The following is a 23,292-nucleotide window of genomic DNA, read 5'->3' on the forward strand; positions in this document are numbered from 1 at the left end:
TCATGTCAAGAATAGGATTAAAACCAATTAATATTCCAAGTGGCGTGGAAATCAAAATAAATGACAACAATATAGTTGAAGTAAAGGGTCCTAAGGGACAATTATCTGAGAAAATAAGTTCAGATATGGAAATCAAAATAGAAGATGGTGTGCTAACAGTTGCTAGACCAACTGATAATAAAAAACATAGATCTTTACATGGTTTATCAAGAACCTTAATTTCAAATATGATAGTAGGAGTTACAGAAGGCTACTCAAAATCTTTAGAAATCGAAGGTACTGGATATAGAGCTGCAAAACAAGGAAAGAAATTAGTATTAACTTTAGGATATTCACATCCAGTAGAATTAGAAGATCCTCAAGGGATTGAAGTAGAAGTACCTGCAACTAACAAAATTATAGTTAAAGGTATAAATAAACAACAAGTAGGAAACTATGCAGCTAACATAAGAGCGTTTAGAAAACCTGAGCCTTACAAAGGAAAAGGTATTAGATATAGTAACGAAATAGTTAGACGTAAGGTTGGTAAGACTGGTAAGTAGAAGGGAGTGAAAATACGTGTTAAAAAAGATAAATAGAAATGAAAATAGAAAAGCAAGACACATAAGAGTAAGAAAAAAAATCAATGGCACTCCTGAAAGACCAAGACTTACTATTTATAGGAGTGGAAACCATATTTATGCTCAAATAATTGATGACTCAATAGGAAATACACTAGTTTCAGCTTCCACATTAGATAAATCTCTAAATCTTACTTCTACAAAAAACAAAGAAGCTGCAAAATATGTTGGAGAATCTATCGCTAAAAAAGCACTAGAAAAAGGATTTTCTGAAGTAGTGTTTGATAGAAGCGGTTATATTTATCATGGAAGAATAAAGGAACTTGCAGAAGCTGCAAGAGAAGCTGGACTTAAGTTCTAATAGAAGGAGGGGAATCAATGGAACGTTCATATAAAGACGGAAGTGAATTAGAATTACAAGAAAGAGTTGTTAGTATCAACCGTGTTACTAAAGTTGTTAAAGGTGGTAGAAACTTTAGATTTAGTGCTTTAGTGGTTGTTGGAGACGAAAATGGTAATGTTGGAGTAGGAATGGCTAAAGCATTAGAAGTACCGGAAGCTATTAGAAAAGCTATTCAAGATGCTAAAAAACATATAATATCAGTTCCTCTTGTTGGAACTACAATACCACACGAAATAATTGGAGAATTTGGAGCAGGTAGAGTATTATTAAAACCATCTAAAGAAGGTACGGGAGTTATTGCTGGTGGAGCAGTTCGTGCTGTATGTGAGTTAGCTGGTATTAGAGATATAAGAACAAAATGTTTAGGAACTAACAATCCAAGAAACGTAGTTAACGCTACAATGGCTGCACTTGAAGGACTAAAAAGAGCAGAAGATGTTGCACGATTAAGAGGAAAGACTGTAGAAGAAATATTAGGATAGGGGGGATTTAAAGTGACTATGATCAAAATTAAATTGGTTAAAAGCCCTATCGGCAAAACTGAAAAACACAGAAGAACCATAGAGGCTCTTGGATTAAGAAAAATTGGTCAGGTAGTGGAAAAGAATGATACCCCACAAATAAGAGGTATGATACATCAAGTAGACTACATGGTTGAAATAGTAGATTAAGCAAAAAGGAGGTGTACCCATGAAACTAAATGATTTAAGACCAAATGCTGGTGGAGGAAGCAAACCTAAGAAGAGACTTGGTAGAGGTATTGGTTCTGGTCTTGGTAAGACTTCTGGAAAAGGACATAAAGGTCAAAATGCGAGATCAGGTGGTGGAGTTAGACCAGGCTTTGAAGGTGGTCAAATGCCACTATTTAGAAGAATTCCAAAGCGTGGATTTACTAATATATTTGCAAAAGAATATGCTATAGTAAATATTGAAGAATTAAAGATATTCCCAGAGAATACAGTTGTTACTCCTGAGCTTTTATTTAGCGAAGGCATAGTTAAAAGAGGAAAAGCAAAAGATGGAGTTAAGATACTAGGAGACGGAGAGATTAGCATCAAGCTTACTGTACAGGCGCAAAAATTTAGTAAAACTGCCGCTGAGAAGATTGAAGCTGCAGGAGGAAAGGTAGAGGTGATATAGATGCTTTCAACCTTGAGGAATGCCTGGAGGATACCTGAGATTAGAAAAAAGCTTATATTCACATTATTAATGTTATTAGTTTTTAGACTGGGATCTAGTATACCAGTACCATATATGAATAAGGCCATTATAGCAGATTTATTTGAGAAATCTAGAGGCGGAATATTAGAATTTCTTGATTTAATGGGCGGTGGAACCTTTAGTAACTTTAGTATATTTGCTACCAATATTTATCCGTATATTACTGCATCAATAGTAATTCAACTTCTTACTATAGCTATTCCTAGATTAGAAGAACTAGCTAAAGAAGGAGAAGAAGGTAAAAGGAAAATGACAAAGTATACTAGATATACTGCTATTGGTTTGTCATTAATTCAGGCCATAGGATATACATTTGGATTATTTAGTACTGCATTAGAAAGTACTAATGCGCTACAAAATGTAATTGTAATAATCACTATGGTAGCTGGTACTGCATTCTTAATGTGGTTAGGAGATATGATAACTGAAAAAGGAATAGGAAATGGTATATCTCTTATTATCTTTATAGGTATAATATCTAAACTACCTAAAGACTTAATAAATACATTTAATCTAGTTAGAATAGGAGAATTAAATATAATAAAAGTACTTATCTTCGGTCTAGTATTTTTATTTATAATAGCTTTTGTAGTTGCTTTACAAGAAGGGGAAAGAAGAATTACTGTTCAATATGCAAAAAGAGTAGTGGGCAGAAAGATGTATGGTGGTCAAAGTACGCATATACCTGTTAAAGTATCAATGGCAGGAGTAATGCCTGTAATCTTTGCATCATCTTTACTTGCATTTCCTCAGACAATTGCACTATTTACAAAAGGAGCTCCTTCAGAGTGGATAACTAAATGGTTAACACCACAAGGAAATATTGGAATTTGGATATATTCTATACTAAATATAGCATTGATTATGTTCTTTACGTATTTCTATACAGCTATTCAATTTAATACTGTAGAATATGCAAAGAATTTACAACAAAATGGTGGATTTATTCCAGGAATTAGACCAGGGAGACCAACATCAGAACATTTAAATAAAGTTGTAAGTAGAATTACATTTGTTGGTGGATTAGCTTTAGCAGTTTTAGCATCCTTACCAATTATTTTATCTAAGATATTTGCAATGAACGTTAATTTCGGTGGAACAGCTATAATAATCGTTGTAGGTGTTGCATTAGAAACAGTTAAACAAATGGAAGCTCAAATGTTAATGAGACACTATAAAGGATTTTTAAATTAAACTATAGGAGATGATTCTTGTGAGATTGATTTTATTAGGGCCACCTGGCGTAGGTAAAGGTACTCAAGCATCAGCTATAGTTAAAAAATATAATATACCACATATTTCAACAGGAGATATATTCAGAGCTAACATAAAAGAAGGCACTGAATTAGGTATGAAGGCTAAAGAATATATGGATAAAGGCCTTTTAGTTTCGGATGAACTTGTGGTTTCAATTGTTAAAGATAGATTAACTAAAGAAGATTGTGAAAAAGGTTTTCTTTTAGACGGATTTCCAAGAACTATCAATCAAGCAGAAACTTTAGACAAAGAACTTACAAAAATGGGTATAAAACTTGATAAAGTTGTTAATATTGATGCAGATAAGGAAATTTTAATAGAGAGAGCTGTTGGTAGAAGAATCTGTAAAACATGCGGTGCTTCCTACCATATTAGATTTAATCCACCTAAAGTTGAAAATGTATGTGATATAGATGGTGGAGAACTATTCCAAAGAGACGATGACACTCATGAAACAGTTTCTACGAGAATAGAGGTATATCTAAATCAAACACAACCTTTAATTGATTATTATGAAGAAAAAGGGTTAATACTTAATGTAGATGGGACTAAACCCATAAACCAAGTATATGAAACTATAGTAGAAGCTTTAGGAAGTAAGTAATGAGAAAGGCATAGCCTTTCTCTAAAGGAACCAGCGGTTTAAATAAGCTATTATAAAGAGGTGAATTTATAATGGATTTAAGTGACGACGTAGCCATTGGTCAAGTGGTTAAGTCGAGGGCTGGAAGGGATAAAGGTAAGGTTTTCTTAGTACTAGAAGTAATAGACAATCAGAATGTATTGATTGTAGATGGTAATTTAAGAAAGCTTGACAATCCAAAACAGAAGAAGTTAAAACATTTAATTGTTTATAATACGGTTTTATCCGAGTTAGGGTATAAGTTAGAAAATAAAATTAAGATAAATAATGCATATATTCGAAAATTATTAGAACCTTTTAACAAGGATTTCTAAATTTGCTTGAACAGGAGGTTAAAAAACCTAATGTCTAAATCTGATATTATTGAAGTTGAAGGTACAGTAGTAGATGCTTTACCTAATGCTATTTTTAAAGTAAAACTGGAAAATGGTCACGAAATATTAGCCCATATTTCTGGAAAATTAAGGATGAATTATATAAGGATACTTCCTGGAGATAAGGTAACAGTGGAACTGTCACCCTACGACTTAACTAGAGGTAGAATAACCTGGCGAAACAAGTAGCATAGGAGGGAATTAAATGAAAGTAAGACCATCAGTTAAAAAGATATGTGAAAAATGTAAAATAATCAAAAGACATGGAAAAGTCATGGTTATTTGTGAAAATCCAAGACATAAGCAAAAACAAGGTTAGTAAATTAAGTGGCTGCTTTTGTGATGAATTATATTAGGAGGTGTAAACATTAATGGCCAGAATAGCAGGTGTTGACTTACCAAGAGATAAAAGAATTGAGATTGGTTTAACATATATATTTGGTATTGGTAGACCAAGAGCAAATGAAATATTATCAAAAGCTGGTGTTAATCCAAATACTAGAGTAAAAGACTTAACAGAATCTGAAGTAGCAAGTTTAAGAGCTGTTATAGACGGTTACCATGTAGAGGGTGACTTAAGAAGAGAAATAGCTTTAAACATAAAGAGACTTAGAGAAATCAATTGTTACAGAGGAGTTAGACATAGAAGAGGACTTCCAGTAAGAGGTCAAAGAACTAAGACTAATGCAAGAACTAGAAAAGGTCCAAAAAGACTTGTATCTAAGAAGAAGTAGGTAAAGGAGGGGAAACTAAGTGGCAGCTAAAAAAGGCAAAGTGACTCGTGTTAGAAGAAGAGAACGTAAGAATATAGAAAGAGGTCAAGCACATATCTCATCAACATTTAACAATACAATGGTTACATTGACAGACTTACAAGGTAATGTATTGTCATGGGCTAGTGCAGGACAATTAGGTTTTAGAGGTTCAAGAAAATCTACTCCTTTCGCAGCACAGCAAGCAGCTGAAGAAGCAGCTAAAAAAGCTATGGAACACGGATTAAAGAGTGTAGAAGTATTTGTTAAAGGACCTGGTTCTGGAAGAGAAGCGGCGATTAGGTCATTACAAGCAACAGGATTAGAAGTAAATATGATTAAAGATGTTACTCCTATTCCTCACAATGGTTGTAGACCACCAAAACGTAGAAGAGTATAATAGGAGGTGTAAAATACATGGCAAGATATACAGGTCCAGTTTGTAGATTATGTCGTAGAGAAGGTATGAAACTTTTTCTTAAAGGAGATAAATGTTATACTGAACAATGTGGAATAACTAGAAGAAACTATGCTCCAGGACAACACGGACAATCAAGAAAGAAAGTAACAGAATATGGAATGCAGCTTAGAGAGAAACAAAAAGTTCGTAGATTCTATGGAATTTCCGAATCTCAAATGGTTAAATATTTCTTAATGGCAGATAAAGCTAAAGGAATCACGGGTGAAAATTTACTTAGATTACTTGAACTAAGATTAGATAATGTAGTATATAGAATGGGTTTTGCATCATCAAGAGCAGAAGCAAGACAATTAGTTACACATGGTCATTTTTTAGTTAATGGTTCTAAAGTAGATATTCCATCTGTAATTCTTTCAGTGGGAGATACAATTCAAATAAAAGAAAAATCAAGAAGTAGTGAAAAAGTAAAATCACTAATTGAAAATCACAATGGCAACACTGTTAAATGGATAAGTGTGGATCTTGATCAATTTAAGGGTAGCATAGTAACTGAACCAGCTAGAGAAGATATAGATATACCAGTAGAAGAACACTTAATCGTTGAGTTATATTCTAAATAATAGTATTCATAACAAAATCAGTTGCCCTCGTACTTTAACAAACCAAATTTTAAGGAGGGTTAATGTTAATGATAGAAATTGAAAAACCAAGAATCGAAATTCTAGAGTTGAGCGATGATGAGAGTTATGGAAAGTTTATGGTAGAGCCTCTAGAGAGGGGCTATGGTACAACCTTGGGAAATTCCTTAAGAAGAGTGCTATTGTCTTCACTACCTGGTGCAGCTGTATCATCAATAAAAATTCAAGGAGTACTCCATGAATTTTCAACTATACCAGGAGTATTAGAAGATGTACCAGAAATAATTTTAAATATAAAAGGTCTTGCTGCAAAAATATATATTGATGAACCAGTGACTCTAAAAATAGAGGCACAAGGTTCTCAAATTATAACAGCAGGAGATATTATTACAGGTCCAGATGTTGAAATAATAAACAAGGATCATCACATTGCTACCATAAATGAAGATGGTAATCTATATATGGAGCTTGAATTAGTAAAGGGTAGAGGGTATGTAGTAGCAGATAGGAATAAAAAAGAGGGTCAGCCTGTAGGTGTTATACCTGTTGATTCCTCATTTACTCCAGTTACAAAAGTTAACTTTACTGTGGAAAATACAAGAGTAGGTCAAATTACTGATTATGATAGATTAATTCTAGAAGTATGGACAAATGGAACCATGAATCCAGACGAAGCTACATCTTTAGGAGCAAAAATACTTACAGAACATTTAAATCTTTTTATTGGGCTAACTGAACATGTTAGTGAAGTGGAAATAATGGTAGAAAAAGAAGAGGACAAGAAGGAAAAAGTTCTTGAAATGACTGTTGAAGAGTTAGATCTTTCAGTTCGTAGCTATAACTGCTTAAAGAGAGCAGCTATAAATACAGTAGAAGAGTTAACACAAAAGACAGAAGAAGACATGATGAAAGTAAGAAATCTTGGTAAAAAATCCCTTGAGGAAGTACAAAGAAAACTTGCTGAATTAGGATTAGGTCTCAAAAAATCTGATGAGTAACAAGGCATGAAGGAGGGATAAATGTGACAACATTAAGAAAACTTGGTCGCCCTACAGATCAAAGAAGAGCAATGCTTAGAAATTTAGTAACATCCTTGTTGAGAACCGGAAAAATAGAAACAACAGTTACTAGAGCTAAGGAAACAAAGAGAATGGCAGACAAAATGATAACCTTAGCAAAAAGAGGGGATTTACATGCTAGACGTCAAGTACTAGCTTATGTATATGATGAGGACGTAGTAAAAAAATTATTTGATGAAATAGGACCAAAGTATCAAGAGAGAAATGGTGGATATACAAGAGTATTAAAAGTTGGACCTCGCCGTGGAGACGGGGCAGAAATGGCTATAATAGAACTAGTATAAATGTAGGGGATTAAGTTTAAACTTAGTCCCTTTTATTTTATGACCTAACACAGCGAACGGCAGTGAGCTGATGTAGGTCAAACGCACCTACGCTGTCCGTTTTGCCTACAATTCGCTACGCTCATTGGACAAAAAGGCAATGACAACCAAATTCATATGAGCGTAGCGAGTAAATGGATTTGAGCTTCGAAGCTACGATGACTTAACCCAACCAACAAACAAATTTTAGTTTTTAAATATATTGGTAAGCTTATGCCATAAGCCTATAAAATTCTGAATTGTAGATTGAACTAAGGATAGCCTTATGTTATATTATAATATGAAATAATAAAAAGCTGAGGGATACTAATGAAGAAAGATATAATGATAAAAGTAGATAATGTAACTTATGAATATAAATCCTTAATAGATGATAATATACATCAGGCCGTTAAAGAATTGAGTTTAGAGGTAGAAAAGGGTGAATTTTTAGTTGTACTTGGGCATAATGGTTCAGGTAAATCTACATTAGCTAAACTTATAAATGGGCTTATTCTACCTACAGAAGGAGATATATATGTAGCTGGTATGAATACTAAGGATGAGAACAATATATGGAATATAAGGGAAAAGGCAGGTATGGTATTTCAAAATCCAGACAATCAAATAGTTGCTACAATAGTAGAAGAGGATGTGGCTTTCGGTCCAGAAAATCTAGGTGTCGATCCCAAAGAAATAAGAACTAGGGTAGATAATGCATTGGAAATTGTTGAAATGACTGAATATAAGAAACATGCACCACATCTCCTATCAGGTGGTCAAAAACAAAGAGTAGGAATTGCAGGGATTTTGGCAATGAATCCAGACTGTATTATTTTAGATGAACCTACTGCTATGTTAGATCCCATAGGCAGAATAGAAGTAATGGATACAATAAAGAAGTTGAATAAAAACGAAAATAAAACCATAATATTGATTACTCATTATATGGATGAGGCTGTAGAAGCCGATAGGATACTTGTAATGGAACAAGGACAAATAGTTATGGAAGGATCTCCAAGAAATATATTCAAACAAGTTGATAAAGTAAAAGAATTGGGCCTAGATGTGCCACAGGTAACGGAATTAGTATATGAATTGCGAAAAGAAGGAATTGATTTAAAAGATGATATAGTATCTATAGAAGAATTGGTGGAATTGCTATGATTATGAAAATAAACAACTTAAATTATATATATAATCCAAATACTCCCTTTGAAAAGAAAGCCTTAGATAATATAAATTTGGAAATTAATGAAGGAGAGTTCATAGGTCTAATAGGTCATACTGGCTCGGGAAAATCTACATTAGTTCAACATTTAAACGGATTAATGAAACCAAGTTCCGGAGAGATAATAATAGATGGAGTAAATATTACAAATAAAGATGTTAATTTAAAGGAAATAAGGCAAAAAGTAGGACTAGTATTTCAATATCCGGAACATCAATTATTTGAAGAAACCATATATAGAGATATTGCCTTTGGGCCAAAGAACTTAGGACTCAGTGAAGATGAAGTATTCGAAAGAGTAAAAGAGTCTATGGAGTTAGTAGGATTAGACTTTGAAGCCTTAAAGGACAGATCCCCATTTGAATTAAGTGGTGGACAAAAGAGAAGAGTAGCCATAGCAGGTGTAATAGCTATGAAGCCTAAGATACTGGTGTTAGACGAGCCAACAGCAGGATTAGATCCAAGGGGCAGAGATGAGATATTAGGTGAAATTCAGAAGCTTTATGCCAAAGGAAATATTACTATAATACTAGTATCACATAGTATGGAAGATGTAGCAAAATTAGTACAAAGAATATTAGTAATGCATAGGGGAAAACTGGAGATGGATGGAAGTCCACGGGAAATATTTAAGAAAGTTGATGAATTAGAAAAAATAGGTTTAGGAGTTCCACAAATAACAAAGTTTATGAAGATTCTTAAGGAAAAAGAAAAGGATATTAGAGATGATATATTAACAGTTCACGAAGCTAAAGAAGAAATATTAAGGTTTTTAAGGAGAAAGAAAGATGCTTAAAGATATAACTATAGGTCAATATTTTCCTGGTGATACTATAATTCATAGATTAGATCCAAGAGTAAAGATAATTATAATTTCATTATTTATAGCATCACTATTTTTTATAAATAGTTTTATTCCTTATATATTTATAGTAGGATTTATCCTCCTAGTAGTTAAAATATCAGGAGTACCACTAAAATTTATTTTAAAGGGAATCAAACCTCTTTTATTCATTATATTGATAACTTTTTCAATAAACATATTTATGACTAAAGGGGAAGTATTATATGAGTTAGGACCACTGACCATTACAAAGGAAGGAATATACTTGGCTACCTTTATGGCTCTAAGGCTGATTTTCTTAATTACAGGAACTTCGCTTCTTACTCTTACCACATCACCTATAGCTTTAACAGATGGCATAGAGAAGCTATTATCACCATTTAAAAGGATTGGACTACCAGCCCATGAGTTAGCTATGATGATGACCATAGCCTTAAGATTTATTCCTACTTTACTGGAAGAAACAGATAAGATTATGAAGGCACAAATGGCTAGAGGAGCTGATTTTGAGTCGGGGAATATCCTGAGCCGTGCAAAGAATTTAGTACCACTTTTAGTTCCTTTATTTATAAATGCCTTTAGAAGGGCAGATGAACTTGCTACAGCCATGGAAGCCAGATGTTATAGAGGCGGAGACAATAGAACTAGATTAAATGAATTGAAACTTAAGAATTTAGATATAGTCTCTTTAATATCTATGACTGTATTCTTTGGACTTATTATAAGTACAAGATATATATAGGATATAAAATGAAAAATATTAAGCTTACTATTGAATATGAAGGAACGAACTATTCAGGCTGGCAAAAGCAAGATAATGTAATAACGATACAGCAAAAACTTGAAGATGCTTTAGAAACGTTGACAAAGGAAAAAATAAAACTAATAGGATCTGGAAGAACCGATGGGAGAGTCCATGCCTTAGGGCAAGTTGCTAACTTTTTAACTAATGCAACTATTCCAGGGGGAAAATATAAATATGCACTGAAATTCTTATTGCCAGAGGATATAACCATAGTAGAATCAAAGGAAGTCGATATAGAATTTCATTCTAGGTTTGATGCCAATAAAAAGATATATAAATATATAGTATATAATGGGGAATTACCAAGGGCTTTGTATAGAAATTTTTCTTATTATGTTCCTTATAATATAGATATAGATAAAATGATTTGTGCTTCAGAATATTTAATAGGAACCCATGACTTTGCTTCATTCATGGCAACCGATTCAAATGTTAAAAGTACCATAAGAACAATCTATAATATATCAATAGAAAAGGAAGAAGAACTAATAATTTTTAGAGTGGAAGGAAATAGTTTTCTGAGAAATATGGTAAGAATAATAGTAGGTACTTTGTTAGATATAGGATTTGGAAGACTTAATGTGGAAGATTTATCTAAGATAATCTTAGGGAGAAATAGAGAATTAGCAGGTCCTACGGCACCTGCCCAAGGATTATTTTTAGAAAAGGTTTTTTATAATGAATAGGAAAGCTTTCACTTGTTCCTGTTTTTTAAAAAAGAATTTTCCATCAATAAGTTTCATAAAATATTGACTATAGTATTTTAAAAAATTTATTGACTATTGTCAAAAAAACGTCTTGACATAGGTAATTACTTGTATTAGAATATATTAGAGTGTTTTAAAAAAGCCCCGGAACTTTTTTAATTTTTATTGCTCAACGCTGTGATAAGGAGGGAAAATGATGAAAAGCTTTATGGCTAAAACAAACGAAGTTGATAGAAAATGGTATATAATAGACGCAGAAGACAAAGTCTTAGGAAGATTAGCTACAGAAATAGCTACAATATTGAGTGGTAAAAATAAGCCAATATATACTCCTCATGTAGATACAGGTGACTTTGTTATAATAATAAATGCAGAAAAAGTAAAATTAACAGGTAAAAAATTAGAACAAAAAACTCATTTCTACCATACTGGATACCCAGGAGGGGGAAGAGAAATATCATACAAAAGAATGATGGCAGAAAAGCCAGAAATGGCTATTGAATTAGCAGTAAAAGGAATGCTTCCTAAAAATAGCTTAGGAAGAAATATGATTAAGAAATTAAAAGTATATAGTGGAGCGGAACATAATCACCAAGCTCAACAACCTGAAGTATACGAATTTTAATGCTCACGAGAAAGGAGGACTGTAAGTGGCTAACATACAATTTTTGGGAACAGGAAGAAGAAAAACTTCCGTAGCAAGAGTTAGATTAGTGCCAGGTAATGGTAATATTGTTATAAATAAGCAAGATATAGAAACTTACTTTGATTATGAAACTTTAAGAGTAATTGCAAAAGAACCACTGATTATTACTGAAACTTTAGATAAATATGATGTTTTTGTAAATGTTCATGGTGGAGGATTTACAGGTCAAGCTGGAGCTATTAGACATGGTATAGCTAGAGCTCTTGTTGAATCAGATGAAGAACTAAGACCAATAGTTAAAAAAGCAGGACATTTAACTAGAGATTCAAGAATGAAAGAAAGAAAGAAATATGGTCTTAAGAAAGCAAGAAGATCACCACAATTTAGTAAGAGATAGGAAACGAGAATTCGAAAAGCCTCATTTTTATGGGGCTTTTTTATTATATGCTATAATAATCAAAATATAAATATTGTAATGAGTTGAGGATAGAAATATTGAACGAAATAAAAAGGGTGGTATCATTTTAATGAAAACCACCCTTTTTTTTAATAATTCAGCCAATTCTCAGAGGATATTATTAATCCGCCATCATTTCATTTTCTTCTCCAGCAGTATCGTCTTTACTTGTAAAATTGAATGCTATAAATACTACAGCCATTATTAAATATGCAATAACATAGCTTACATCGTGGAATAGGCTTAATTTAGGTGCATGTATCAGGCCGATTGCGGCCAACAATGCTGCTATAACTGATGTGACAGATGCTTTTATAAATTGATTATCAATTATAAAAACCAATATTGCTCCCCAAATCAATGCTATAAACATGGCTCCATTCCCAAGTGGTATAATAGCTGTTGATACTGCTTCTAATGCTTCTGGTGCCGAATTAGCAAATTTACTTTGCATATAGTTAGCTAAGTAAGGTATCATTGCTAATACTACTGCCGGGAAATGCCTTTTTGGAACAGAAGTAAATGATTGTACAACCATAGACATTCCTACAAATACTAGTATTGGAGCTATTACAGGTAATGGTATGATTTCCGATAGTACCGCAATGATACCAAACATTGATGCTATCAAGAAAACTATACCATTTATTATAGAATAACCTCTTTTTGCATTGGTCCATTTAGCACTTACAGATGCAATATATACGGTAGTTGGGAAGACACCTCCAAATAATGACCCAACTATAATACCAATCCCATCTGTTAGCTGACATTTCCCTGCATCATAATTATCTCCTGCAGCTGCCATGGCTTCTACATTATTCATAGTTTCTATGAAATTATAGATAGATATTGGCAAAAGTACTGCAAACATAGAGACAAACGGTCCAAATAACTGTTTAAATCCTTCAATAAAAGCGAGAGTTGGTAAAGGAGGATAAAATCCAGCGATGCTCAATCCTTCACTTAATTGGTTGATACTAGCTTCTTTAAAAGTATATGCAATAATAGTACCTATAATAATTGCAAATAGAGTAGAAGGTATTTTAAACGGCATACGTTTTCTACCTAAAAAACCAATTAAAATGATAGTTAAAGATAATAGACCGATTATAGGTGATTCATAGGTATGAAAGAACATCTGAGCACCTATTACTGAAAACGCCACCCCAGCTAAAGCTCCAAGCATGGAAGCTCTAGGGATATGTTTTCTTATAAAGTTACCAATTAAACTTCCTATTACATCTACTAAGCCACCTAGAAAACAAGCGGCTACCCCTATTTTCCAAGCCAATTCTGGGTTCCCTGTAAGAGCAAGTGCGGGTTGCATTACTGCAAATAAGTAAATAAACATTACGGGAGTACTAATTCCGTAGGATAAAGCAGTTACATCAATTCGATTTTCCTTCTCAGCAAGTTGTTTTGCCATATGTGCATAGTAGATGTTACCAAACAAAACACTAATGGCAGCTCCGGGAATAATCCTTCCATAAACTATACTGGTGGGATAACCCATTCTAATCAGTGTGATAGCTATAACAACAAAGTTGGCCAGATTATTCTGGAATAAAGCAAAAAATCCATCAATATCTTCCTTCACAAACAAAGGATATTTGATTTTTTCCATTAAACTTCCTCCTTTATCTAAATTTACTGTAATGCTACCATATTTAACTAAAGTGATATATGTATAATTTATACAAAAGTTAACTTATAATATATTCATTCTTTTTTCTGAGAAACATTATTTTCTAACAATTTAAGGCTTTTGAAATAAAAGTCTTTTTTTTATGTCAAAAATTAATTATGATAAATTGATTTGAAAAATAAGATTAGAATAGTTTGAACTAAATTTTAAAAAGTCCCAAGAATTAGGGTTTAATACCTTTTTATAAAATAATAAAAACTTAATAATTACTATTTCCTAGGAATATCCTTTAAATCAATGCAATATATTTCTATAGGAGGGGATAGAATGAAGTTAATAATCATAAAGAAGAAATATCTTCTAATATCAGCTATATTCTTAATAGTAATTTTAACTTTAGGACTCTTTATATTAAAAAAATCTAAAATAATGCCAGTTACCTATTTACCCATAGCAAATAAGGTTATTGCCATAGATGCAGGACATGGTGGAGTAGATCCAGGAGCTGTAAGCAAAAGGGGAATTAAAGAAGATGAAATAAACTTAGAAATAGCACTAAAACTGAAGCGACTAATTGAACAAAGCGGTGGTATAGTAGTGATGACTAGGTCTGAAGATGAGGGATTATATACAACAGAGGCTAAAACATTACGCCAGATGAAAAGAGAAGATTTATCCAAAAGAAAAGAAATAGTAAATGAAAGCAATAGTGAAGTATTTATCTCAATACATTTAAATAGTTTCATTAGATCTACATACTATGGTGCACAGACTTTTTATAAAAAAGACTCAGAAGAAGGGGAAAGATTGGCAATAATAATACAAAACGAATTAAAAAATATATTAGATAAAGACAACAATAGGCAACCTCAAGATAGAGATGATATATATATATTAAATGAAGTCAATATTCCTTCGGTATTAGTAGAGTGCGGATTTCTTTCGAATGCTAATGAAGAACAACTTTTAACTAATGAATCATATCAGGAAAAAATAGCATGGTCAATTTATGTAGGAATAATGAATTATTTTAATGAAATGAACTTAGGATACGACTATTAAAATGTGGATAAATATTGTGGATAAAATTACAAGATGTGAATAAGCAAAATCAGTTATTTGTCTAACTTTGAGTATTAGACATTTTATTAAAATCATGAGTTTACATAACTTATCCACGGATGGTTGTGGATAATGTTGATAAGGTGGATAAATAAACAGATAGAATAATATATATTATTCTATCTATCTATTTATCTGACAATCTTAATTTCTAGAAATCCATTTATTGCCAGGGAAATATCTTTTTCGACAAGGAGCTTTACTTTAACTGATTTATAGGGAAAAAAGTCGATTTATGATGTTGAATGGATTATAATAAAATATTTAATATAGCAAGAAAATGGAAAAAGTTATATTTTACTAAATTTAAAAATGAATATAAAGAGGAAGGATTTGTCGACAAATTTTTATCAATCACAAATAGTTGGCTACAATATAGGAATTATCACATATGCTGGGCAATATTGTTAAAAAAATTGCAAATTAACAGTATTGCATAATTTTTCTTACTCTTGTATAATGAAATCGTACTACAATATTACAATACTTAATAGCTATATAAAAAGTAGTTTAAATAATAAATATTAGGGTAACATATTCGTAGTATGAGAAAATAAGGGAAGGAGTGGTAAAATGGAAGCGAGGAAAACCCCATTATATGATGAACACGTAAAACTTGGAGGAAAAGTAGTAGATTATGCAGGATGGTATCTTCCAGTACAATACGAGGGTTTAGTTCCAGAACATGAGGCAGTTAGAAATGCAGTAGGTCTATTTGACGTATCCCATATGGGTGAAATCACAATAAAAGGTAAGGATGCTTTAGCGTTCGTAGATTATCTTATGACAAACGACATATCTAAAGTTGTAGATAATCAAATAGTTTATACTTTTATGTGTGCTCCAGATGGTGGAGTAGTAGATGACCTATTGGTTTACAGATTGGCTCATGATGACTTTTACTTAGTAGTAAATGCTTCAAATGCAGACAAGGATTATAAGTGGATTACAGAACAAAAAGGTGACTTTGATGTAGAAATTACTAATATTTCCGATACTGTTGGAGAAGTAGCAATACAAGGACCCTTAGCCCAAAAAGTACTACAAAAACTAACGAATACTGACTTAAATACAATTACATTCTTTACCTTAAATAGAAAAGTAGATGTCAATGGAGTAGAGTGTATGCTTTCTAGAACAGGATATACTGGAGAAGATGGATTCGAAGTATATACTACTAATGAAGGCGTAGTAAAGGTTTGGCAAGATTTACTTGAAGCAGGAAAAGAAGAAGGAATAAAGCCATGTGGTTTAGGATGTAGAGATACACTTAGATTTGAGGCTTCGTTACCATTATACGGACATGAAATGTCAGATGTAATATCACCACTAGAAGGTGGATTTAAATACTTTGTTAAACTTGATAAAGCATCAGACTTCATAGGAAAAGAAGCACTTAACAAACAATGGACAGAGGGACTTAAGAGAAAATTAGCTGGATTTGAAATGATTGGAAGAGGTATTCCAAGAGAAGGCTATGAAATCCAAAAAGATGGCAAGGTGATAGGCCATGTAACTACAGGATATATGTCACCTACACTTAAGAAAAATATTGGTAATGCACTTATAGCAACTGAATATACAGAGCTAGGTACAGAAGTAGATATTATGATTAGAAATAAGCCTGTTAAGGCTAAAATAATTAGTAAAAAATTCTTAACGAAATAATATAAATTAGGAGGATTAATAATGAAAGTTCAAAAAGGTTTACAATACACTAATGATCATGAATGGGTTAAAGTAGAAGGAGACGTAGCAGTTATAGGTGTTGCAGATTATGCACAACATCACTTAGGAGACATAGTTTATGTAGAGTTACCAGAAATTGATGATGAAATTGAAAGAGAAGAAGCTTTCTCAGCTGTAGAATCAGTTAAAGCAGCAGCAGATATCTATATGCCAGTAAGTGGTAAAGTAGTAGCAATAAACGAAGAATTAATCGATGATCCTGCTCTTTTAAACTCTGATCCATATGAGAACTGGATGATTAAAGTAGAAATGACTAACAAAGCTGAGTTAGACGAATTAATGACAAGTGAGGACTACGAAAAGTTTTTAGCTGAGGAGGAATAAAATATGTTTCCATACATTCCAACTACTCGTGAAGACGAGCAGGAGATGTTAAAGTCTATCGGACTTAATTCTCCGGAAGATCTTTTTAGTGATATTCCAAAGGATTTACAGTTAAATAGAGAGTTAAATTTACCTAAGTCAAAATCTGAGCTTGAAGTTAGTTCATATTTGACAGCTTTAGCTAATAAAAACTGCTCTATGAGTGAATTAACTTGCTTCCTTGGAGCTGGAGCATATGATCACTATATTCCTTCAATAATAGATCATATTATTTCAAGGTCTGAATTTTATACATCATATACTCCATACCAACCAGAGATAAGTCAAGGAACATTACAGTATATATTTGAGTTCCAAACACTTATGTGTAATTTAACTGGAATGGATGTTGCAAATGCTTCCCTATATGATGGAGGTACTGCAATTACTGAAGCGGCTTTAATGGCTGCGGCACATTCTAGAAAAGATGAAATAATAATCTCTAAAACAGTAAGACCAGAATCAATTCAAATCTTAAAAACTTATGCTCATGTTCAAGGGCTTAAGGTTATAGAGGTAGATATGAAAGACGGAGTTACTGATTTAGAAGCATTAGATAACTTAGTAAATGATAATACTGCAGCAGTAGTAGTTCAAAGTCCAAACTTCTTTGGTATTATAGAAGACTTAAAAGCTACAGGTGAAATTATTCATAAAGCTAAAAAAGCTAGTTTTATAGCATCAGTTGATCCAATATCCCTTGCTATTCTAAAAAAACCTAGTGAACTAGGAGTAGATATTGTAGTAGGAGAAGCACAAGGAATGGGAATACCTGTATCATTTGGTGGACCATATCTAGGATTTATAGCTGCAAAATCTGAATATATGAGAAAGTTACCTGGTAGAATAGTAGGACAAACTGAAGATAAAAATGGTAAAAGATCTTTTGTTCTAACTCTTACAGCTAGAGAACAACATATAAGAAGAGAAAAAGCTACTTCTAATATTTGTTCTAACCAAGGATTAAATGTTTTAGCTGCAACTATATACATGGTTACCATGGGTAAAGAAGGACTTAAAGAGGTTGCACTACAAAGCACTAAGAAGGCACATTATGCTTTTGAGCAACTTACTAAGTCTGGTAAATACACACCAGTATTTGACAAGCCATTCTTTAAGGAATTTGCTGTTACATCAGATTTATGCCCTGAAAATATTACTAAAGAATTAAGAAAAGCTAATATTATAGGCGGCTATAATTTAAGTAAAGATTATCCCCAATTAGAAAACGCTGTCCTTTATGCAGTAACTGAAAAGAGGACAAAAGATGAAATAGATAAATTAAGTAGTGTATTGGAGGGGATAAAATGAGAAAATATGATAAATTAATATTCGAATTATCTAAACCAGGAAGAAAGGCATATAATCTTCCAGGACTAGATGTAGAAGATAAATGTATAAAGAATTTTATTCCAGAAGAATTTTTAAGTGATAGCGAAGTTAACTTCCCAGAATTATCTGAAGTTGATGTAGTTAGACACTATACTAATTTATCCAATAAAAACTATGGATTAGATACTGGATTCTATCCACTTGGATCTTGTACAATGAAATATAATCCAAAGATTAATGAAGATGCAGCAAGATATGATGGTTTTGCAAATATCCATCCATATCAATCAGAAGACTGTGCTCAAGGGGCATTACAGTTAATGTATGAACTAGATAAATCCCTTGCTGAAATAGCAGGTATGGATAAGATGAGTTTACAGCCAGCAGCTGGTGCTCATGGTGAGTTAACTGGTATAATGGTTATAAAAGCATATCATGAGAAAAATGGGGATTTTAATAGAAATAAAATTATAGTTCCAGACTCAGCTCATGGTACTAATCCAGCTACTGCAGCAATGGCAGGATATAAAATAGTGGAAGTTAAATCTACTAAAGAAGGTTTAGTAGATATAGAAGCACTTAGAGCTGTAGTTGGAGATGATACAGCAGGCTTAATGCTTACAAATCCAAATACTTTAGGTATATTTGAGAAGGATATTAAAGAAATAGCTAAGATTGTTCATGATGCTGGTGGACAATTATACTATGACGGGGCAAATGCCAATGCAATCCTTGGTCATGCGAGACCAGGAGATATGGGATTTGACGTAGTTCACTTTAATATTCATAAGACATTCTCAACACCTCATGGTGGTGGTGGACCAGGTTCAGGACCAATAGGAGTTAAGAAACACCTTGAAGAATTCCTACCAGTTCCAATTGTAGAAAAAGAAGGAGAAAGATATTTCTTAGACTACAATGTTCCAAATACTATAGGTAAAGTTAAAGACTTCTATGGACACTTTGGCATATTAGTGAGAGCATATACTTACATCCTAACAATGGGTAGCGATGGATTAAAGAAAGCTAGTGAAATAGCAGTATTGAATGCTAACTATATGGCAAATAAATTAAAAGAACACTTCTATTTACCAATAGATACTTTATTCAAGCATGAGTTTGTATTAGGTGGATTAAAAGATACATTATCAGAAGTAACTACATTGGATATAGCTAAGAGATTGCTTGATCTTGGATATCATCCACCAACAGTTTACTTCCCACTAATTATCAATCAAGCAATAATGATTGAGCCAACAGAAACTGAATCTAAGGAAACTCTTGATGAGTTCATCGATGCTATGATTCAAATTTCTCAAGAATCAAAGGATAATCCACAAATACTAAAAGATGCACCTAATAATACTAGAGTAAGTAGACCAGATGAAACTAAGGCAGCGAGAAGTCCTGTTCTTAAATACGAAGGGTAGGTGTACCATTTGACTAAAACTATTGCAGTTATAGGAGCTGGTCCAGGAGGCTATGTAGCGGCAATAAGAGGAGCTCAGCTTGGTGCAAATATCATCTTAATAGAAAATAGAGAAGTAGGGGGTACATGTCTCAACCGAGGCTGTATCCCTACTAAAACATATTTTAGAAATGCTGAAATAATGTCTAATTTTAAAAGGGCAGAGGAATTTGGCATTACAGTAGGCGACTTCAAGATGGATGGGAAAGCACTTCAAGAGAGAAAAAATAATGTAGTAGGTACTTTAGTAAAGGGTATCGAACAACTTATATCTTCTTATAAAAATATAGAATTCTATAATGGAACAGCTAATATAAAAGATAAGAATACTATTTCTATAGATTTAAAAGATGGAACTGAAAAGACTGTTACTGTAGACAACATAGTAATAGCTACAGGTTCTAAACCTCAAATGACTGAAACAAAGGGAGTAGATTTAGATGGAGTAATTACATCTGATGAACTTCTAGAAATGAGTGAGATTCCAGAAACATTAATTGTAGTAGGTGGAGGAGTAATAGGTTTAGAGTTTGCAAGTATTTATCAAGAATTAGGTTCTCAAGTTATTCTTCTAGCATCAAGAATATTAAAGGATGCAGATAAAGAGATTTCAAGAAGACTTACTCCAATACTAAAGAAACAAGGTATTGAAACGTATGTAGATATAAGAGCTAAAGAGATCACTAAAGAAGGAGACAAGCTGAAGGTTTTAGCCAAGTATAAAGAAAAAGATGAAGAAATAGAAGTAATAGGAGATAAAGTACTTATTGCATCAGGTCGAGGGCCCGTATTAGAGGGACTAAACCTAGATGAATTAGGAATGAAATATGATAATAAAGGTATATTTGTAAATCAAGAATTTGAGACAAATATAGAGGGCATATATGCTATAGGAGATGTGAATAGAGGAGTACAATTAGCTCATGTAGCATCGGCTCAAGGTGTATATGTAATGGAGAAAATAATGGGTCATACGCCAGACATTAATTTGGATATATACCCGAATTGTGTATTTACAATGACTGAGGTAGCTCATGTAGGACATACTGAAGAGGAACTAAAGGAAAAAGGAATACCTTACAAAGCTAGTAAATTTATGTTTGCAGCCAATGGAAAAGCCTTATCTTTGGGAGAAGGGGAAGGGATAATTAAAATACTTGCTGGAGAAGATAAAAAAGTTCTAGGAGTTCATATTCTAGGACCTCATGCAAATGATTTAATACATGAAGGTGCATTGGCTATATCTAATGATTTAGATATTCACAGCATAATGAGAACAATTCATGCTCATCCAACTCTTTCAGAGGCATTCTTTGAAGCTACATTAGGATTAGAGAATCAAGCAATTCATATAGCACCACCAAGAAAAAGAAGATAGCCTAGGCTATCTTCTTTTCTAAATACAATAAAGATAGGAAGAGAAAAATGAAAGAACAAACAAACAAAAAGCATAAGGCTATTGCATTGAGCTTAATGTTAATATTATTTTTTACATTAGGTTTCATGGTAAAGGGCAGCAGTGAAGGTATTCTTTTTGATGTAAAAATAATAGAATATGTACATAACAATACTATTCCGGGAATATTAAAATTTATGAGATTTATATCCTTTGTAGGCTCTGCCAATTTCTTATTGCCAGTTACTGCAATGATTATTTCATATACTTTAATTAAGAAGAAATACTATATATCTAAATTATTATTATTATCTACATTAGGTTCTTATATATTAAACTTTATATTGAAGCAAATCTTTCATAGAACAAGACCAATAGAATATTTTTTGGTGAAACAAGGGGGATTAAGTTTCCCCAGTGGACATTCTATGGTTACTATGAGCCTTTATTCTACAATAGCATTTTTATTGGCGAAAAAAGTAAAAGATAAGGGAAAAAGAAGATTAATATATACTATATCCTTTGTCATGATTTGCCTAATGGGTATAAGTAGGATTTATCTTGGAGTACATTGGCCAACAGATGTAATAGGTGGATATTTAATGGGATATGTATTCTATTGTTTGAGTATTACCTTAGTTAAGGAATAGAGAGATATAACTTTTATTTAAATCCTAAAATATTCTGAATTTGCAATTAATGGTATATTTGCTATAATTTAAATAGATATAAATAAAATAAAGGGAGGTATAAAGTTGAATATAGATATAGAAAAGATATTAGATAAGATGAAAAAATACTTGGATATACCTAGTCCCACTGGTTATACAAAGGAAGCCATAACAGAAGTCCAAAAAGACTTTGAATATCTAGGATTGTCTACTCAACTAACTAAAAAAGGAGCTTTAATTGCTACTTTGGGTGGACAAAATGATGATGAACATGTGATGCTATCAGCTCACATTGATACTTTAGGTGCTATGGTTAAAGAAATAACTAATGATGGTAAGCTAAAATATAATAAAGTTGGTGGGGGTAGTTGGTCTGCTATAGAGGGAGAAAACTGCTATATAATAACTAGAAAAGGTAAGAGAATCCGAGGATCCATAGTTCCTAAAATTGCTTCAACTCATATTTATGGTCAAGAAAAAGCAAATATAGCTAGAGATCAAACTAATATGCTTGTTAGAATTGATGAAATAGTAAAATCAAAAGCAGATGTACTTAAGCTAGGCATTAATGTGGGAGACTTCATAGCTCTTGACACAAGAACAGAAATAACGGAAAGTGGATTTATTAAAAGCAGATACTTAGATAATAAGTTAGCAGTGGCTATTTTACTAGAAATATGTCGATATTTTAAAGAGAATTCTATAACTCCTAAATATACTACACATTTTTATATAAGTAATTATGAAGAAGCAGGTCATGGAGTGTCTGTGATTCCAGAAAAGACAAAGGAAATGATAGCAATAGATGTAGGAATTGTGGGAGAAGGGCAAGAATCCAATGAGTTTAGTGTAAGCATTGCAGCTAAGGATAAAAAAAGCCCATATAATTTTGAATTTAGAAATAAACTTGTAGATATAGCTGAAGAAAATAACATAGATTATGTAGTTGATGTATATAATTTTTATAGTTCTGATGCTACTCAATGTATGCATCAAGGAAAAGATGTAAATTTTGCTTCTTTAGGACCCGCAGTAGATTCTTCTCATCATTATGAGAGAACTCATGTAAGGTCTATAATAAATACAACTAAATTATTAATTAAATATTTGTATTAGATATTAATATAATGGGTTGAATCTTTATTTTCACCTACATAGTCCCACTTGCATATTCTAAAGTACCAAAAAAAGCAAGGAGGGATA

At 32.5% G+C, this 23,292-nt stretch carries 30 protein-coding genes; 29 read left to right on the forward strand and 1 reads right to left on the reverse strand.

All coding sequences use genetic code 11. The features are described 5' to 3' along the window. Positions 1-2 precede the first annotated feature (2 nt). The 21 genes from rplF (at position 3) to rpsI (ending at position 12,280) form a co-directional block, all read left to right on the forward strand. Entirely contained in the window at positions 3-542 is a 540-nt protein-coding gene (rplF, locus tag RBU61_RS02655) for a 50S ribosomal protein L6 (protein WP_308878008.1), read from the forward strand. A gap of 16 nt (positions 543-558) precedes the next feature. After that, positions 559-921, forward strand: a complete 363-nt coding sequence (gene rplR / locus RBU61_RS02660; protein ID WP_308878009.1) for a 50S ribosomal protein L18 — start codon at positions 559-561, stop codon at positions 919-921. A gap of 17 nt (positions 922-938) precedes the next feature. Beyond that, a complete protein-coding gene (gene rpsE, locus RBU61_RS02665; RefSeq protein WP_308878010.1) occupies positions 939-1,445 on the forward strand; it encodes a 30S ribosomal protein S5 in 507 nt (168 codons plus the stop codon). Between the two features lie 12 nt (positions 1,446-1,457). Then, positions 1,458-1,634, forward strand: coding sequence for a 50S ribosomal protein L30 (gene rpmD / locus RBU61_RS02670; protein ID WP_308878011.1), 177 nt, complete (start codon positions 1,458-1,460; stop codon positions 1,632-1,634). A gap of 19 nt (positions 1,635-1,653) precedes the next feature. Then, the gene (gene rplO, locus RBU61_RS02675; RefSeq protein WP_308878012.1) at positions 1,654-2,103 is read left to right on the forward strand and encodes a 50S ribosomal protein L15; all 450 of its coding nucleotides are present in this window, start codon (positions 1,654-1,656) and stop codon (positions 2,101-2,103) included. Further along, positions 2,104-3,378: a preprotein translocase subunit SecY gene (gene secY, locus RBU61_RS02680; protein ID WP_308878014.1), complete on the forward strand. Its 1,275-nt coding sequence runs from the start codon at positions 2,104-2,106 to the stop codon at positions 3,376-3,378. Between the two features lie 19 nt (positions 3,379-3,397). Next, positions 3,398-4,045: an adenylate kinase gene (locus tag RBU61_RS02685; RefSeq protein WP_308878015.1), complete on the forward strand. Its 648-nt coding sequence runs from the start codon at positions 3,398-3,400 to the stop codon at positions 4,043-4,045. A gap of 71 nt (positions 4,046-4,116) precedes the next feature. Next, on the forward strand, positions 4,117-4,398 hold the full coding sequence (locus RBU61_RS02690) for a KOW domain-containing RNA-binding protein (RefSeq protein WP_308878016.1): 282 nt from the start codon (positions 4,117-4,119) through the stop codon (positions 4,396-4,398). Between the two features lie 30 nt (positions 4,399-4,428). Then, the gene (gene infA, locus RBU61_RS02695; RefSeq protein WP_154440286.1) at positions 4,429-4,647 is read left to right on the forward strand and encodes a translation initiation factor IF-1; all 219 of its coding nucleotides are present in this window, start codon (positions 4,429-4,431) and stop codon (positions 4,645-4,647) included. A gap of 16 nt (positions 4,648-4,663) precedes the next feature. Continuing rightward, a complete protein-coding gene (gene rpmJ, locus RBU61_RS02700) occupies positions 4,664-4,777 on the forward strand; it encodes a 50S ribosomal protein L36 (protein ID WP_072976919.1) in 114 nt (37 codons plus the stop codon). 52 nt (positions 4,778-4,829) lie between these two features. After that, entirely contained in the window at positions 4,830-5,192 is a 363-nt protein-coding gene (gene rpsM, locus RBU61_RS02705; protein ID WP_308878017.1) for a 30S ribosomal protein S13, read from the forward strand. Between the two features lie 19 nt (positions 5,193-5,211). Beyond that, positions 5,212-5,610: a 30S ribosomal protein S11 gene (gene rpsK, locus RBU61_RS02710; protein ID WP_308878019.1), complete on the forward strand. Its 399-nt coding sequence runs from the start codon at positions 5,212-5,214 to the stop codon at positions 5,608-5,610. Positions 5,611-5,627: 17 nt separating this feature from the next. Next, positions 5,628-6,251, forward strand: coding sequence for a 30S ribosomal protein S4 (gene rpsD, locus RBU61_RS02715; protein ID WP_308878020.1), 624 nt, complete (start codon positions 5,628-5,630; stop codon positions 6,249-6,251). A 68-nt stretch (positions 6,252-6,319) separates the two neighbouring features. Beyond that, positions 6,320-7,267 carry a DNA-directed RNA polymerase subunit alpha gene (locus tag RBU61_RS02720; RefSeq protein WP_308878021.1) on the forward strand — a complete coding sequence of 316 codons (948 nt, stop codon included), beginning with the start codon at positions 6,320-6,322 and terminating at the stop codon, positions 7,265-7,267. Positions 7,268-7,290: 23 nt separating this feature from the next. Continuing rightward, positions 7,291-7,632, forward strand: coding sequence for a 50S ribosomal protein L17 (gene rplQ / locus RBU61_RS02725; RefSeq protein WP_216584929.1), 342 nt, complete (start codon positions 7,291-7,293; stop codon positions 7,630-7,632). Positions 7,633-7,995: 363 nt separating this feature from the next. Further along, complete coding sequence (locus tag RBU61_RS02730; protein WP_308879750.1) at positions 7,996-8,817, forward strand: energy-coupling factor transporter ATPase; 822 nt, start codon at positions 7,996-7,998, stop codon at positions 8,815-8,817. Next, a complete protein-coding gene (locus RBU61_RS02735) occupies positions 8,814-9,677 on the forward strand; it encodes an energy-coupling factor transporter ATPase (protein ID WP_308878022.1) in 864 nt (287 codons plus the stop codon). Before RBU61_RS02730 ends, RBU61_RS02735 begins: the two co-directional genes overlap by 4 nt. Then, complete coding sequence (locus RBU61_RS02740; RefSeq protein WP_308878023.1) at positions 9,670-10,467, forward strand: energy-coupling factor transporter transmembrane component T; 798 nt, start codon at positions 9,670-9,672, stop codon at positions 10,465-10,467. Before RBU61_RS02735 ends, RBU61_RS02740 begins: the two co-directional genes overlap by 8 nt. 8 nt (positions 10,468-10,475) lie before the next feature. Further along, positions 10,476-11,216: a tRNA pseudouridine(38-40) synthase TruA gene (truA, locus tag RBU61_RS02745; protein WP_308878024.1), complete on the forward strand. Its 741-nt coding sequence runs from the start codon at positions 10,476-10,478 to the stop codon at positions 11,214-11,216. A gap of 217 nt (positions 11,217-11,433) precedes the next feature. Beyond that, on the forward strand, positions 11,434-11,862 hold the full coding sequence (rplM, locus tag RBU61_RS02750) for a 50S ribosomal protein L13 (RefSeq protein WP_308878025.1): 429 nt from the start codon (positions 11,434-11,436) through the stop codon (positions 11,860-11,862). 25 nt (positions 11,863-11,887) lie between these two features. Next, positions 11,888-12,280: a 30S ribosomal protein S9 gene (gene rpsI, locus RBU61_RS02755; protein WP_308878026.1), complete on the forward strand. Its 393-nt coding sequence runs from the start codon at positions 11,888-11,890 to the stop codon at positions 12,278-12,280. Positions 12,281-12,461: 181 nt separating this feature from the next. Here rpsI and RBU61_RS02760 read toward each other — a convergent pair whose 3' ends face one another. Further along, on the reverse strand, positions 12,462-13,967 hold the full coding sequence (locus RBU61_RS02760) for a hypothetical protein (protein ID WP_308878027.1): 1,506 nt from the start codon (positions 13,965-13,967) through the stop codon (positions 12,462-12,464). Positions 13,968-14,315: 348 nt separating this feature from the next. Here RBU61_RS02760 and cwlD point away from each other — a divergent pair, with 348 nt between their 5' ends. The 8 genes from cwlD (at position 14,316) to RBU61_RS02800 (ending at position 23,205) form a co-directional block, all read left to right on the forward strand. Further along, positions 14,316-15,050, forward strand: coding sequence for an N-acetylmuramoyl-L-alanine amidase CwlD (gene cwlD, locus RBU61_RS02765; protein ID WP_308878028.1), 735 nt, complete (start codon positions 14,316-14,318; stop codon positions 15,048-15,050). A 633-nt stretch (positions 15,051-15,683) separates the two neighbouring features. After that, positions 15,684-16,778, forward strand: coding sequence for a glycine cleavage system aminomethyltransferase GcvT (gene gcvT / locus RBU61_RS02770; protein ID WP_308878029.1), 1,095 nt, complete (start codon positions 15,684-15,686; stop codon positions 16,776-16,778). A 21-nt stretch (positions 16,779-16,799) separates the two neighbouring features. Next, entirely contained in the window at positions 16,800-17,183 is a 384-nt protein-coding gene (gene gcvH, locus RBU61_RS02775; RefSeq protein ID WP_308878030.1) for a glycine cleavage system protein GcvH, read from the forward strand. Between the two features lie 3 nt (positions 17,184-17,186). Next, complete coding sequence (gene gcvPA, locus RBU61_RS02780; protein ID WP_308878031.1) at positions 17,187-18,533, forward strand: aminomethyl-transferring glycine dehydrogenase subunit GcvPA; 1,347 nt, start codon at positions 17,187-17,189, stop codon at positions 18,531-18,533. Continuing rightward, positions 18,530-19,984 (forward strand): aminomethyl-transferring glycine dehydrogenase subunit GcvPB, encoded by a 1,455-nt coding sequence (gene gcvPB / locus RBU61_RS02785; RefSeq protein WP_308878032.1) that lies wholly within the window; start codon positions 18,530-18,532, stop codon positions 19,982-19,984. The genes gcvPA and gcvPB overlap by 4 nt, the downstream gene beginning before the upstream one ends. Positions 19,985-19,993: 9 nt before the next feature. Beyond that, positions 19,994-21,400 (forward strand): dihydrolipoyl dehydrogenase, encoded by a 1,407-nt coding sequence (gene lpdA / locus RBU61_RS02790; protein WP_308878033.1) that lies wholly within the window; start codon positions 19,994-19,996, stop codon positions 21,398-21,400. A 47-nt stretch (positions 21,401-21,447) separates the two neighbouring features. After that, entirely contained in the window at positions 21,448-22,068 is a 621-nt protein-coding gene (locus RBU61_RS02795) for a phosphatase PAP2 family protein (RefSeq protein WP_308878034.1), read from the forward strand. A gap of 105 nt (positions 22,069-22,173) precedes the next feature. Beyond that, positions 22,174-23,205: a M42 family metallopeptidase gene (locus tag RBU61_RS02800; RefSeq protein WP_308878035.1), complete on the forward strand. Its 1,032-nt coding sequence runs from the start codon at positions 22,174-22,176 to the stop codon at positions 23,203-23,205. The last annotated feature ends 87 nt before the right edge of the window (positions 23,206-23,292 follow it).

Source organism: Tissierella sp. MB52-C2 (assembly GCF_030931715.1).
Lineage (GTDB): Bacteria > Bacillota > Clostridia > Tissierellales > Tissierellaceae > Tissierella.